General features: G+C 41.7%; 16 protein-coding genes. 3 read left to right on the forward strand and 13 right to left on the reverse strand.

The features are described 5' to 3' along the window. Positions 1-56: 56 nt before the first annotated feature. The 3 genes from alr to acpS all read right to left on the reverse strand — a co-directional run bounded on the left by alr (position 57) and on the right by acpS (position 2,918). Positions 57-1,235 carry an alanine racemase gene (gene alr, locus GPA07_RS16995; RefSeq protein WP_157293024.1) on the reverse strand — a complete coding sequence of 393 codons (1,179 nt, stop codon included), beginning with the start codon at positions 1,233-1,235 and terminating at the stop codon, positions 57-59. Between the two features lie 140 nt (positions 1,236-1,375). Then, a complete protein-coding gene (locus GPA07_RS17000) occupies positions 1,376-2,392 on the reverse strand; it encodes an outer membrane lipoprotein-sorting protein (RefSeq protein ID WP_145939394.1) in 1,017 nt (338 codons plus the stop codon). 160 nt (positions 2,393-2,552) lie between these two features. After that, a complete protein-coding gene (gene acpS, locus GPA07_RS17005; protein WP_008359547.1) occupies positions 2,553-2,918 on the reverse strand; it encodes a holo-ACP synthase in 366 nt (121 codons plus the stop codon). 94 nt (positions 2,919-3,012) lie between these two features. On the opposite strand from acpS, the gene GPA07_RS17010 reads away from it, so the two are divergent. Continuing rightward, the gene (locus tag GPA07_RS17010) at positions 3,013-3,618 is read left to right on the forward strand and encodes a rhomboid family intramembrane serine protease (RefSeq protein WP_008359545.1); all 606 of its coding nucleotides are present in this window, start codon (positions 3,013-3,015) and stop codon (positions 3,616-3,618) included. Between the two features lie 56 nt (positions 3,619-3,674). Here GPA07_RS17010 and GPA07_RS17015 read toward each other — a convergent pair whose 3' ends face one another. From GPA07_RS17015 to GPA07_RS17045, 7 genes are all read right to left on the reverse strand, one after another. Then, positions 3,675-5,180 (reverse strand): PH domain-containing protein, encoded by a 1,506-nt coding sequence (locus GPA07_RS17015; protein WP_157293025.1) that lies wholly within the window; start codon positions 5,178-5,180, stop codon positions 3,675-3,677. Then, entirely contained in the window at positions 5,170-5,649 is a 480-nt protein-coding gene (locus GPA07_RS17020; protein ID WP_008359543.1) for a PH domain-containing protein, read from the reverse strand. Before GPA07_RS17020 ends, GPA07_RS17015 begins: the two co-directional genes overlap by 11 nt. Before the next feature lie 112 nt (positions 5,650-5,761). Further along, a complete protein-coding gene (gene cshA / locus GPA07_RS17025) occupies positions 5,762-7,252 on the reverse strand; it encodes a degradosome RNA helicase CshA (RefSeq protein WP_008359541.1) in 1,491 nt (496 codons plus the stop codon). Between the two features lie 165 nt (positions 7,253-7,417). Further along, entirely contained in the window at positions 7,418-7,756 is a 339-nt protein-coding gene (locus GPA07_RS17030; RefSeq protein ID WP_008359539.1) for an avidin-fold protein, read from the reverse strand. Positions 7,757-7,883: 127 nt separating this feature from the next. Further along, entirely contained in the window at positions 7,884-8,576 is a 693-nt protein-coding gene (locus GPA07_RS17035; protein WP_008359537.1) for an alpha/beta hydrolase, read from the reverse strand. A gap of 26 nt (positions 8,577-8,602) precedes the next feature. Beyond that, on the reverse strand, positions 8,603-9,967 hold the full coding sequence (locus tag GPA07_RS17040; protein ID WP_157293026.1) for a UDP-N-acetylmuramoyl-tripeptide--D-alanyl-D-alanine ligase: 1,365 nt from the start codon (positions 9,965-9,967) through the stop codon (positions 8,603-8,605). Positions 9,968-10,048: 81 nt separating this feature from the next. Next, on the reverse strand, positions 10,049-11,131 hold the full coding sequence (locus GPA07_RS17045) for a D-alanine--D-alanine ligase (RefSeq protein WP_008359534.1): 1,083 nt from the start codon (positions 11,129-11,131) through the stop codon (positions 10,049-10,051). A 184-nt stretch (positions 11,132-11,315) separates the two neighbouring features. On the opposite strand from GPA07_RS17045, the gene GPA07_RS17050 reads away from it, so the two are divergent. Together GPA07_RS17050 and fbpB are read left to right on the forward strand one after the other, a co-directional pair. After that, complete coding sequence (locus GPA07_RS17050; RefSeq protein WP_008359532.1) at positions 11,316-11,636, forward strand: thioredoxin family protein; 321 nt, start codon at positions 11,316-11,318, stop codon at positions 11,634-11,636. Between the two features lie 347 nt (positions 11,637-11,983). Then, positions 11,984-12,133, forward strand: coding sequence for a Fur-regulated basic protein FbpB (gene fbpB / locus GPA07_RS17055; protein ID WP_008359530.1), 150 nt, complete (start codon positions 11,984-11,986; stop codon positions 12,131-12,133). A gap of 97 nt (positions 12,134-12,230) precedes the next feature. On the opposite strand, the gene GPA07_RS17060 is transcribed toward fbpB, so the two are convergent. The 3 genes from GPA07_RS17060 to GPA07_RS17070 all read right to left on the reverse strand — a co-directional run bounded on the left by GPA07_RS17060 (position 12,231) and on the right by GPA07_RS17070 (position 14,355). After that, positions 12,231-12,566, reverse strand: coding sequence for a hypothetical protein (locus tag GPA07_RS17060; RefSeq protein ID WP_008359528.1), 336 nt, complete (start codon positions 12,564-12,566; stop codon positions 12,231-12,233). A 117-nt stretch (positions 12,567-12,683) separates the two neighbouring features. Beyond that, on the reverse strand, positions 12,684-13,451 hold the full coding sequence (locus tag GPA07_RS17065; protein WP_008359526.1) for an ABC transporter permease: 768 nt from the start codon (positions 13,449-13,451) through the stop codon (positions 12,684-12,686). Beyond that, a complete protein-coding gene (locus tag GPA07_RS17070) occupies positions 13,429-14,355 on the reverse strand; it encodes an ABC transporter ATP-binding protein (protein ID WP_071168050.1) in 927 nt (308 codons plus the stop codon). Before GPA07_RS17070 ends, GPA07_RS17065 begins: the two co-directional genes overlap by 23 nt. Positions 14,356-14,527: the final 172 nt, after the last annotated feature.

A 14,527-nucleotide genomic window follows, 5' to 3' on the forward strand; every position in this document is an offset into this window, starting at 1 on the left:
TGTAGAATAAAAGAGAACGATGTCCGTTTGACCATCGTTCCCGTGAAAGCTGTTGATCAAAAGTTTGGTCCGTCTTGAAGGAGCGAATTCCGTACATAAACCCTTTTGCCGTCCTCTATATAGACTCTTGGGACGCGGTGACCTATAGAGCAAGTGACTTCATAGTTAATCGTTTCAAGTCGTTTGGCAATTTCATCAACTGATACCTTTTCCGCGCCTTGTGCTCCGATGAGAACGACTGGCTCTCCTGCCGGCATGTGCTCTTTCAATTCAACCATGAACTGATCCATACATACCCTTCCAGCGATCTTCCGGCGCTTTCCGCCAACGAGTACTTCCGTTCCCGCCAGCTTCCTGATCCAGCCGTCTGCATAGCCGACTGGAACCGTGCCAATCCATGTATCTTGATTGGCTGTATAAGTCGCTCCATAGCTGACACTCTCACCCTTTTGAATGAGCTTTACATGTGCAAGCTTTGTATGAAGAGACAATGCTTCCTCCAGCTTAAAAGGCAATTCATCTTTGATTTCCTCTGAAGGTGACAGCCCGTACATACTGATGCCAAAACGAACCATATTAAACAACACTTCTTTGAACCTTAGACCTGCTGCACTGTTGGCGCAATGAACGAGCAGTTGGTCTGCACGAAGCGGCTGAAGCAATGTGTGAAAGGTATCTACCTGCCTGTTAAAGTAGTCCTCATCCTGTTCATCCGCTGTTGCAAAGTGAGTAAATACACCTTCCAGCTTTAAATATGAATGTTCGCGGACAAGCTCTTTTACTTCGTTGACTTGCTCTAATGTTTTAACACCTAAACGATTCATGCCGCTGTCCATTTTCAAGTGGAAACGAATCGGTTGTCCCATCTGCCCTTGCACCACTTTGGCCACTTCTCTCAGCCATTCGATGGAGTATGCTGTCATGATCACGTTGTATTTCACGGCGACTTTGACATACTCTGCCGGTACTGCTCCGAGTACAAGAATCGGTGCTTTGATGCCTTTATTTCTTAAAGAAATGGCCTCATCTAAAAAGGCTACGGCTAACAAGTCTGCTCCTGCTTTGAGGGCAGCTCTTGCCACTTCTATATCTCCATGACCATATGCATTGGCTTTCACAACAGCCATCAGTTGAACGTTTTGACCGATATGATCTTTCATATGTGAAACATTATGCTTGATTGCGGTTAAGTCGATTTCTGCCCATGTGTCTCTATAAAAGGCATTTGTGTCCATTCGTCACACTTCCCTATTGAATGATTCAATACCTTCATTATGATACTAAAAATCAAGAATAATGTGAAACAAATCAAAGAACATCAACCCTTGCACAGGGCTGATGTTTCATTTTCAAGGCTTTCACCTGATATATTCAGTTATTTGGCTGACTGGCCCTCTACACTTTTTGCGACCATTAAGAGCTCTTCCTTCGTTAAATCATTTGAAGAAATTAAGTAGTCTACTCCGTCAGATGTCCATGAAAGGGATTGATCTGTCAGAACACCCACTGTCATGCCAAGATCGACTGGCTCACCGTTCATCGTCACAGGTGTAGACGCTTGTGCTACCCGCGCTTTTTCCTGAATGAGTGTGAAGGATTTCTTTCCGCCATACGTCATCACATACCGCTTCCCAGCATCTGTTGTCATTTCTTTCTCTTCCATCTTCTTCACGCCCTCTGGCACATCCACCGGTGTTTTCACTGCAAAGCTGTCAGATGGATCTGCACTTGTGGCCACATCCATTTGAGAGAGTGTCATATTTTTCTTCTCATCAAATGCATCTTTGTCAAAGGATTTATTGAATTCAAAGTGAGAGAATTCTACTTTCACCATTGGCTTTTTATCGCTATCCAGTACTTTCACACTGGCTGGTGCCATTGTTTTTTTGTGAAAGGTAATCTCTTGGGTTGGCAGCATTTGGTTGTGCTGATAGTTGGTTTTTGTTTCGAAAACATACTTCGACTCTTTCGCCTTGAACTGCGCTGCACTGTCGTTTTTAATGTCTTTTACTAGTGATTCAAATAAATAGACCTGACTGCTATTATTCGGCCAATCACTATGGAAACGGAAGCTTTTGTTTAATGAAGGTGTCAGCACAAACACACCATTGCCATTCCTTAAAATGACTTGACTCTGATCCTTTTTCGGATTTTCTAAATAGACACGGTAAAGCTCCGGCTTCTTGTACCAAATTTCTACATGGTATTCCTGCGGATCATTTCCTGTCTCAATGGTCATTTTTGCTTTGGCTTTGTATGATGTCATTTCCTCTGCCTTTTTGTTTAAATCTCCAACGATATCCTGTTGAGATTTTTGACCGCATGCGGAGAGAATCAGTACAAAAAGGATTCCCGTTACAAGCAAAACAAAGCTTTTTCTCACCCTTTTCAACCCCTTCGTTAATTGTGTTAAAAGGAAGAAACCGCTTGTTTGACTTTAACAGTACGCCTCAAGAGTTAACTGCGTACCGCGAACCATCAAAGCCTGTTAGCAACTCGCCCTTCCTTATCGCACTACCCAATATATGAAGGGGGGACAAACAATATGCAGACTAGCTTGACAACCTTTCAATTAAAACTTGTGCAGCAGCATATTCTCTTGTGTGTGTAATGGACAGATGAACGTGATCTTCCTTCGTTTTCTCACTTTTGATGAAAGGCTTTCCGCTCGCATCTTTTTGTATCTCGATGTCATGAAAGCTTAAATACTGACCAATTCCCGTACCGTATGCTTTAGCGAATGCTTCCTTTGCCGCAAAGCGTCCTGCCAAAAATTCGAGCTGTCTCTTTTTACTTAGTGTGTGAAAGGCGTCCTGTTCACTTAAAGTCAAAATTCTTTCTGGTAAACGGGGCTGCCTTCCGAGCACTCGTGACAGACGGTCGATCTCTACAATATCAATGCCAATTCCTTTGATCATGGGGTACCTCCTAGGATACTCGTACTAATTTGGATGTTCGCTTCATAAACGTGTTACTATAAACTTACCATTATCTAGTCAAAAGGGGTTTGTTATGTTTATTCGAACGGAGAGCTTTCAACAATTTATTAGATCGTATCCAATCGTCACAGCCATTCTTGCTTTACAAATAGGCCTATGGCTTGTATTTGCGATTCCCATCCCTATTATACAGCTTGGGCAGGACCATCTCGTTGGTTTCAATTATGGTGTCGCCGCAGGAGAATGGTGGCGGCTTGTGACGCCTATTTTTCTCCACGGGAGTCTGACACATATTTTGTTCAATTCCATGTCACTCTTTCTATTTGCTCCAGCACTTGAATCTTTGCTTGGTAAGGTGCGATTTCTCCTGATTTATATTGGTGCAGGATTCATTGGCAATCTCGGAACCTATTGGGTCGAGCCTTTAGAGTACGTACATGTCGGGGCTTCTGGTGCTATATTTGGTTTGTTCGGCGTTTATCTTTATCTTGTCCTATTTAAACCGCACATGATGGACCGCGGCAATTCTCAGGTCATCTTAACGATTCTTGGTGTCTCTGTCATCATGACGTTCGTCAATTCGAACATCAATATCATGGCCCACTTGTTTGGATTGATTGGCGGCATGATCCTAGCACCGATCACCCTATTCTTCCACTCAAAAAAAAGACGCTATTAATCTCATAAAAAATGTCGATCACTCCTTTTAAGGGAGCGGATCGACATTTTTTTGGTTTAAGAAGATTTGTTTGTTTCATAGGAATACCAATCACATACACGTGCCGCATCTTCCTCTTTAAGATGATGCACACCAAAGGAATCAAGCAGTGCAGAGGATTTCACGAAGGTGTGAATACTCGCCACTCGGCCTTTTTTTTGAAAGTATGATTGGGTCATCGTATAGTTTTGCATTCGTTTTCTCAAGATGAGTCCAGTGGTTTTGCCGATCCCTCTTGTCGTTAACTGAATCAATTGATCTTTTATGACATACCCTGATTGTTTATAGGCTAAATACCCAAAGAACAAGGCAAATGGTAATGGAATGAGCGCCAAATATCCCCATGGCGGAAACCGTACGGAAAGGATGATCCCTACAAGTAATGGAACAAATCCATAAGAAATCAGATAACGTTTCAGTGAACGCTTCGGCACCTTATTCAGCTCACGTTCCGGTGTCAGATGATATTGATCTGTAAATTGAGATAACAATTCATTGATTTTTTTCTTCCGTATGAGTGGAAATAAGACAGAAGAGGTTTCTTTTTCTGTAATCGAACCTCCTGCACTAACAAGCATTACCGTCGCAAAACCAAAGGGTTCACGGAGAATATTTTCTTTCAATTTCACTGCTTGAATTCTCGCAAGTGGAATGGTCATTTGATGCCTCTCAATCAGTCCTCTTGTAATGATGATGTCATTTCCTTTTCGTTTTGCAGCAAAATTCGCATATTGGAGCGCTGTGACCCCAACACTAAGTATCCACGCAATCAATACTGCCAGAAAAATGAGAATCGCATATATTTCAATGCTCGCATGACTTAAAAAGGAGAATTGCTTGACGAACCCGTCCAATGGAAGAATTTCATCTATTTGTGTGTAGATGGCGAGACACCCTGAAATGATCACACCGATTCCGCTGGAGGTGGTCGCCGCCAAAAGCAGCTCCGGGACACCCATGCGATAGGAAACATTGACTTCTTCCTCCATAGGTTTTTGCACGGTCAGATGTTCATTCGTTCCCTCACCATTTTCATTGAATGGTTCCCCTTCTTCTTGCTGTAAGCTTTTCTTTCGGTTGAAAATCGACTGTTTCAACTGTTCTGCTTCCGCTTTTGTAATCGCCGTCAGGCTCACTTCTGGACCATCCGTCCCGCCTGCCGTTTCAATTTGAACTCGCACCAAACCGAAAATCCGCTGAAAGATGCCTTCACTTGTATTGACCGTTTGAATTCGTTCGAACGATATATATTTTTTCTTCTTTGTGATGACACCTGATTCCACGCGAAATTCATCGTCTTCCATTCGGTAGGTGAATCGTCTCCATGCTAAAACGGTTAAAACCGCTTTCCATAATAGAAGCACCCCAAGTATGATAAACGCATAAAAACGAATACTTGAATTCGAATTCACAAAAATCAGCACGAAAAAAGGGATAATGAAGTTTTTGATCATGGATACGGCATCTGAGATAAAATCAATGAACATCGAGATGGGATGTACTCGTTTTGGTTCAGACATCATCTTCAGTCACCCTTGCTAAACGAGATATGTAATCACGAAGCTCATCTGCCTCTTCTAATTCCAGTGCTGGAATATCATGCACTGTAGCAGCAGTAGATATTTGAACAGATGCCAGACGATAGCGTCTTAAAAGCGGCCCCTGAGATGTATCGACATGCTGGACACGTACCATTGGCACAATCACACGTGTGACACGAATAAGTCCATGCTGTATTTCAATTTCGTTTTCGAATACTTCGTAGCGCCAAATGTGATGACGGATTTTCGGTATGAGCCAGATTCCGAAGATGACCTGTAGAATCCACAATCCGACGAGGATGGCCCCAATCCAATATGGCCATTGAAAATAATAACTAGCAACAAATACCCCAATGATAACGAGTAAGAAAATCAATGAGATAATTCCATTTTGAAGACGCCATACCTTTAAACCATTTAAACTAATTTGACGTTGCGGCTGTTTTCTCACATTCTTCCCCCATTCTCTTACTTTTCTATCAATATATTACGAAACAAAGCCTGAAAAGTTTCAATCAGCCTGTTAAAAAAAGCGAACCCTGCAAAGGATTCGCTCTTGTATGTTAGCTGTTATAAGATTTCTTTTGACGACGATCGTTAGAAGAACGATTGCGGTCATTTGAAGAACGTTTTTTATCACCGTAAGATGAACGGCTTTTTCCGCGATAGCCGCCTCCGCCGCCACCGTCTCTACGTTTTGAAGAGCTGCGGTTGTTACGATTGCGTTTTGAAACCATTGGTGCTTCATCTGTTAAACGAACAGGTGTTGCATCTGGCTCTTTTGTCATCATTTTGATAGCAGCCGCAACAACTGTGACAGAATCATGATCTTCTAGTAATTCAGCAGCTGCTGTCATGTAGAAGTTCAAGTTGTTTTCACTAATGATTGTGCGTAGACGGTCAACTGTTACTTGTTGTTGTCCTTCAATCGCCTCGTCTAAAGTTGGCTCTTTCATACGATCCATTTTACGTTTCGTCGTTTGCTCAATCGCACGAAGCATATCTTTTTCACGTGGTGTGATAAATGTCATCGCCATACCCGTACGTCCAGCGCGGCCTGTACGTCCAATACGGTGTACGTAGCTTTCTGGATCTTGTGGTACGTCGAAATTATATACGTGTGTAACACCTGAGATATCAAGTCCACGTGCTGCAACGTCTGTCGCCACAAGTACATCGATTGAACCTTCTTTGAATTTACGAAGCGCAACCATACGTTTCGCTTGAGTCAAGTCACCATGAATTCCTTCAGCTGTATAGCCTCTAAGGTTCAGTGCTTCAGTCAATTCGTCCACACGGCGTTTCGTACGTCCGAAAACAATTGAAAGCTCTGGTGATTGAATGTCAAGAAGACGAGTCAATGTGTCGAACTTCTTACGCTCATGGATATCCAAGTAGAACTGCTGAATGTTAGAAACAGTCATTTCTTTCGCTTTTACTTTTACATGTTCTGGGTTTGTCATGAAACGCTCTGCAATACGCTTAATTGGTGCAGGCATTGTCGCAGAGAATAAAAGTGTTTGGTGTTCACTTGGTACATTTGAAAGGATCGATTCAATGTCTTCGATGAAACCCATGTTGAGCATTTCGTCTGCTTCATCAAGCACGACTGTTTCAACATTTTGAAGACGCATTGTGCGACGATTAATGTGATCGAGTAAACGTCCTGGAGTCCCTACAATGATATGAGGATTTTTCTTGAGCGAACGGATTTGGCGGCCGATATCTTGTCCACCGTAAATTGGAAGTACACGTGCACGCTTGTCTTGGCCGATTTTGTATAGCTCTTCAGATACTTGAATCGCTAATTCTCTTGTTGGCGCAATGATAATCGCTTGGATGTTAGGAGACGCTGGATCGATTTTTTCTACCAGAGGAATACCAAATGCTGCAGTTTTTCCTGTTCCTGTTTGTGCTTGTCCGATGACATCTTTATTCTGAAGACCGAGAGGAATGGTTTCTGCTTGAATCGGTGTTGCTTCTTCAAATCCCATGCGGTTAATAGCTTTCATGAGACTTTCGCTTAATTGAAAATCTTGAAACGTTATAGTCAATTTATTCAAACTCCTTCTAATTGCTGTTTCAGTAATCTCGTGAATGATCATTAAAAACTGCCCTTTGATGAAAGGACAGGTCCATTATATACAAAGCCCGAATTACCCTACATTATATCTTACCATTACACTATTTGTTTTTCAACAAGACAGAAATGGATATATCTACTGCTCGACAATGACAGATTCACCTTCACTTTGATCTCCGTCCATCCATTTCCACTTTTCGAACAGTTGGATTTTTCCGTTATCCAGCTGCTTAGGGGTCGAATGACAAGAACCACTTCTCATGCTGCCATCCTTGCTGACATGGTGATATCTAAAATGAAGTGTTGCGTCTTTATTCACAGTTCCTACAAGTACCCCAGATACAATACTGCCGCCTTGATATGTGCCCGTTAATATATTTCCGTCCTGACGATATTGAAATATGGTTCCTTCCGATACTTCCCCGTTGCTCGAATTAAACTGCGGGATAAAGGTTTTTCCATCATATTGAAACAACCGAATCGACCACCTTTTCTTCCCTATTGTAACATAGGCCTGTCACTCATTCGACAAAAATGATGCAAATTTTAACAAGTGGGATTCAATTTATATTAGTTTAGCCACATTTTAGCTTTTCTATAGATTAAATTGCTTTTTTTAAAAATTGTTCTACTTTTTCAAACAATTGCTGTGCACATGGCTCATGACAAACATGATGTTTACAATCGGGTAAATAGAACATTTCTTTATGACGAGACGGGATTTTATGATAAATAAACTCTGCACTAGAAGCCGGTACAATCCCATCACTTTCACCTTGAACGATTAAAACGGGTAGATGAAGCTTTTCAAGAGAGCTCTTCGTTTGCTTCACCAGCTTCATAAATTCTACAGCTGCTGACAAAGGTGTGCTCGCTAGCTTATGACGGTACCGCTCATACAAAGGATTCGTATCAATTAATCCGGACAAGGATTCCTTTACCATCTGCCTTGTATCTTGAATCATCTGTTTTGGATTCACATATTTCGCCGCAGCGCTTAACAGGACAAGACGGGCAACCGGATACTTCGCTGCTAAGTAAGAGGCAATCATCCCGCCCATTGAAAAGCCGATCAAATAAATGGTGCCACATGTTCGGTAGAGGGATAGGAGTTCAAGTTCAGCGGTCGCAATCCATTCTTGATAGAGAATGCCTTTGAGCTGAAGCTCCTCCCCATGCCCGGGGAGCGTGACAGACTGCACGTTCCAATCTGTCGTCTGCTTTAAATATTGCGCCAGTGGTTCTACTTCATAAGGGGCACCCGTAAAACCGTGTATACATAGACAGCCAATCATTTGATCACCTTCTTTGCCGCTCTCTTTTATAGTGCCGTAATGACTTCTTCCAGCCTCATGCCGCGAGAGGCTTTGACAAGAACCACATCGTCAGGTCCTGCCACATCAGCTAATTTTGCCTTTAGATCTTCTTTGTCCATGTAAGAGGACACACGCGCGTCTCCAAATGCTTTCTTCGCTCCTTCAGCAATGAATGCACCTAGACGACCATACGTTAAGACATGGTCAATAAACTCAGGCTTGATGTATTCGCCTAGTTCATAATGATATGTTTCTTCTTCACTGCCCATCTCCAGCATATCTCCAAGAACTAGAATGCGATTTGCAAAGCCGTCCATATCACCTACAAGATCAATCGCCGCTTTCATTGACGTCGGACTCGCATTATACGCATCATTTATGACTGTGATCCCTTTATCTGTTTTAATCAACTCAAGACGCATTCCAGTTATTTTCGTTTGCAGCAGTCCTTGGGCTATCTGACTTTCATTCAGCCCAAAATGCTGGCCAATCGCAATGGCAGCAAGTGCGTTCTTTACATTGTGTTTCCCTAATACAGGAATGAGAAACGCCTGAGCGTACCCTTCTACCTGAAATTCAGTTCCTTCTGCGAGCTGATTGATGTGAGTCACCTTGATATCACAGTCATCTGCTTCTCCAAACGTCTTTGCTCTGCGGGTCAGCTCATTCGCTCTTGCGCGGAGTAAAGGCTCATCTCCTAAGTAATAAAAAATGCCGTCCGATTTTAACCCTTTTGTGATCTCACATTTTGCATCTGCGATGGCCTCTCTTGATCCTAGGTCTTGCATATGAGATTCACCAATATTGGTGATGACAACAGCATCAGGTTCAGCCAGCTTTGATAAAAATTCGATCTCCCCTTTGGCACTCATGCCCATTTCCAAAACCGCAATGTCTGTTCCTTCTGGCATTGCAAGAATGGTGAGAGGAAGACCGATATGATTATTAAAGTTCCCATCTGTTTTATGGACTCGGTAGGCCGTTTGTAATACAGAATGAATCATATCTTTCGTCGTTGTTTTGCCATTACTTCCGGTAATACCGACAACACGAGGGTTTTCCTCTGCTAAGTATGATTTAGCAAGCTGTTGAAGTGCAGACAGCGTATCCTCTACAAGAATGACTGGAACGCCCTCCGGTGGATTGGCTTCATTTTGATTCCACAGAACAGCTGCGGCGCCAAGCTCCACTGCTTTTGAAGCAAAATTGTGACCGTTAAAATGTTCTCCAATAAGCGGGATAAACAGTGCGCCCTTTGATACTTTGCGTGTATCTGTTGTCACCCCGTGAATCTGTTCTTCGCCAAAAGCTTGATTTGATAATGTTCCACCAGCCATTTGGGCGACTTGTTTCACTGTACGTTTGATCATGATTTTTCGCCTCTCTTTCTCATTTCACGTTTGAAGGAAAAGAGACACTACCTGTAGGATAGTGTCTGCTTGTTACTCACATTAAAAAGTTGTTTTAATGGTTTGTTTTTCTTGATGACGCTCAATCGCAAGTGACACCAGCTTCTCAATCAACTCAGGATATTCTACACCAGTATGTTTCCAAAGCAGCGGAAACATACTAAATGGTGTGAACCCAGGCATCGTATTCACTTCATTGATCAGCACTTCGCCTTCTTCTGTCAGGAAGAAGTCTGCACGCACAAGGCCAGATCCATCAATGGCTTTAAATGCCTTAATCGCCATCTCTTGAATCTTCTTGTATTCTTCGTCTGACACACTTGCAGGAATGATCAAATCTGTATCGCCATCTTCATATTTTGCTTTGTAGTCATAAAAGTCTGTTTTAGGTGCAATTTCACCAACGACTGAGCATTTCGGCTCATCATTTCCTAACACACCAATTTCGATTTCTCGTCCTACGACGCCTTCTTCCACAACCACACGGCGATCATATTGGAAAGCCAAGTCAAATGCAGCTTGCAGCTCTTTTTTGCTGCGGCATTTACTAATTCCAACACTTGACCCCATGTTGGCAGGTTTCACAAAACAAGGATAGCCAAGTACTTGTTCTACTTGTTCTAAGCTGTCCTGTGTCGTTTTCTCATAGTCTTTTTTATTGAAGGAAAGGTGTTTCGCTTGTGCAAGTCCTGCTTGAGCAAAAACATCTTTCATCATGACTTTATCCATACCCGCAGCAGATGCGAGAACGCCGTTGCCAACATACGGGATATTTAATAGTTCAAGTAATCCTTGCATGGTTCCGTCTTCACCATTTGGTCCATGCAGCAATGGAAAGACGACATCAATCTTCTCATCGGCTGATGCAGGCTGTGGGAACATGCTTTCATTTAAAGAAGTTGGTAAAAACGTCTTTGCATTTTGTTCGAATTGAAGCATTTTGACGTTTGATACTGGTTCAGTGAGTTTTTCTCCTCTTAGCCATTCGCCCTCTTCTGTAATATAAATTGGATGTATATCGAACTTCTCAGTGTTAAGTGCTTTTGTCACTGCAAGGGCTGTTTGCAGTGATACATTATGTTCGGCTGACTTTCCGCCGTAAACCAATCCTAAACTTATTTTCAATGGATACTCCCCCCACTAAAATTCATCTTTACTATCTTATCACTTTCAAGCAAAAATGCTCTAATTAATTTTTGTTGTTACGTAATTGAAATGATTTGTAAAGGTTGTAAGCGCCCCCCGAGCATTTGTATGTCATTCGCCTTTATTTTATATTAAAATGACATTGAAAAGGAGTTGTGACAAATTGAAAACAATCACAAGCACTGAACAATTCAATGAAATCATTCAATCAGACAAAGAAGTCATCGTGAAATTCTTTGCGACATGGTGTCCTGATTGCACAAGAATGGACATGTTCATACCAGACATTTTAGAGGCTTATGCTCAGAATGAATGGTTTGAAATAAACAAAGATGACTTCCCTGAATTAGCGGAAACCTATCAGGTCATGGGGATTCCAAGCCTGCTCATTTTCAAAAATGGTGAAAAAACAGGTCATTTACACAGCGCAAACGCAAAATCACCTGAAGAAGTAACTGAGTTTCTTCAAGAACACGTTTCATAATTGGTTGAATCAAGACATCAGCAAATTCTTGCTGGTGTCTTTTTTAGCTCTTCTGTATCCTCTTATATCAAATCTCTACATAAGACGAGATGTCCGGCCAAAACGTTTCAACGTAAGCAAGAATGTTTGATGTGATTTCACGACAAGAATTGACAGTGGATTATTTCCTGGGAAAGAATTCACCGTCGATATGAATGGGAATATGTCGGTTACGTGAATTTTCTGAATTGAATCTTTACTTATGACATTTGGCTTTGTATAATGGAATTGCTAATTGAAAATGATTATCAATTTCATCTGTGTGAAATCCTATAGACGTCCATTCTTATAAAGGAGCGATGAGTCACATGTCTAAGAAGAAAATCAAAACATACCAGCAATTAATTGAAGAGAACAAAAAGGCGATCATGCACGATCCTAAAATGATGGAAAGTATATACGAAACCATCGACAAAAAGCATCAGAAGCAGCTTGCAGCTGCTGGACGTGAATCATAAGCACAAGTAGAGCAGTCAAACAGTTGGCTGCTTTTTTTGACTCCAGAATGAAAAAAGCCGATAAAATCTTTATGCGATTTTATCGACTTTTGCTGGTTTAATGTGATTTCGCTACACGGTCTTGCTTCATCCCTAAATAGATAAGCATATATGTCAGATAGCCCATTGTCATCGTTAAACCACCGAAGAAGAATTGAGAAAACACAGGTTCCTCAAATGTCGTAACGGCAGCAAGAATGATCCAGCTCGCATATAAATAGACCATAAACCATTTCATATTTCTTTTAAGTGTATACAGAAAGAAAAGACCCGCTAATGAAAAGATCCCTAGCGCTAGTCTGAAATAAACAAGATGATCAAACTGGAAGGCAAAAGACACAAACGAAAACGACAGCAACAACAAAATTGGTAAAGCCGTAATGAAATTTTTCACGATAGTGCCACCTCCATGACTCCTTCTTATTATAAGACAAAATCAGCCGCTTATCGTGAAATACAGACCCGTTTTCACAAAGATGTCACGAATTTTCCTTGTTATTTGACACATTTTTTACACATTTACATCACGCTTCCAAAAAAGGAGCCAAGCCGTGCCAACAAAGAAAACAAAATGCGCCCCCACAATGAATAGCGAAAATAACGGACTCATGCCTTGGAAAGGCGGCGGGCCTTGAAAACTGTACTGTGTAAAGTCCGTATTGGCGAAAAGCAGGATTTTCCCCCACTGATTTTCTAACAGAGACATAATCGGCACAAGTGATTTCGCCGCATATAAAACAAAAAATGAAATCACAAGCGCAATCAGGCTGTTTCTAAACAGACTGGAACACATAAAAGCGAAGCTTGCCATCATGACCACTTCCACCCACTGAGATCCAATGACCGCAAATGTATGCTGAAATAACCGCCCGGTACTTTCATCAAAATCAGTCCCAAAGAAAATAAGGCCAAAAAGGAACGCTAGTACATAATAAAAAACAAACAGGTAAATAACCGTCAGCACAAGTGTCATGTATTTCGCTAGAAAAATCTGCAGCCTTGTCTTTGGCCGGATCAATAAGAATTTAATCGTCCTTTTTTGAAACTCTGTTGAGATCAGTGTGGCGCCAATGACGACAGCGAGCACTTGTAAAATAAATACGACATTCGTTGAATAGGCAAAATAATTTGCGACTGTGTCTTGCCCACCAAAGCCGGATATGACTCGTTTCAACGTTAGCGCCATTGTCAATTGAAAGACAGTAATCAATCCAAGTGCAATGAATGTGATCTTTTGTCTCATGATTTTTTTATGCTCATTCTTGATGAGTTGAAGCATCTGCTGTCCCGCCTTCCGTCCATTTCATAAAAGCCTCTTCAATCGATTGTTTTTGAGGCGTTATTTCAAGTACATCAAACCCTGCCAAAACTAGCTGTTTATTGAGCTCTGGCACACGTTCTTTGTTTAGTTGAAGCAGCACATGCTGACCATTTTGTTCATATGTATGTCCATGAGTGTCGAGCCATGAAACGGCCTTTTCAATTGGCTGAATATTCATCAGAACCTGCTCTTTGCCATCCATATCTCGAAGATTGGCATTGACTTTGATCTTTCCTTTTTGAATGATCATCATGCGGTCACAAAGCTCCTCGACCTCATGCAATAGATGCGTAGCAAATAACACAGAGGTACCTTCTTCTTGTACAAGTGTTTGCAAGTGCTCTCTGAATTCCTTCATTCCTGCAGGATCAAGTCCATTTGTCGGTTCATCTAAAATGAGCAGATGGGGCTGATGCAAAATGGCTTGTGCGATCCCAAGCCTTTGTTTCATCCCTAAGGAATACGTTTTAACCTTCTGATGAATGGCGTGCTCCAGTCGTACTCTTTTCACTACTTCATGAATGCGCTGATCGGAAACCTCATCATGCATGGCCGCATACAATTCAAGGTTTTCAAAGCCTGTTAAATATGTATAAAATTCAGGGTTTTCTATGATAGCACCAACAGATGACAACGATTTGACAAATTCGTCATCTTGAGAATACCCATTGATCATGATTCGTCCGTTGTTTTTTTTCATCAAACCGACAATCAGTTTTATTAAGGTCGTTTTTCCAGACCCATTTGGCCCAAGTAAACCGACAATCTCTCCTTGTCCAATTTCAAACGAAATATCTTGCAAGATCATATGACGGCCAATTCGTTTATCGACTTTCTCTACTTTTAGAACAGCAGACTGCAAAGTAGTTCCTCCTTCTGATGTAAAGCCTACGGCGGCAGCTAGGACCGCTCATCCTGTAAAAAGTATATCACGCTAGACAAGCCTTCCCATGAAAAAAAGGGCTGATCCAGTCAGCCCTTACAGATTACTGACAAAGGGCTAAAATGATCTTTATTTTAGCCCTTTGTCTTCT

Source organism: Bacillus sp. ms-22 (assembly GCF_009759805.1).
Taxonomy (GTDB): Bacteria; Bacillota; Bacilli; order Bacillales; family Bacillaceae; genus Bacillus; species Bacillus xiamenensis.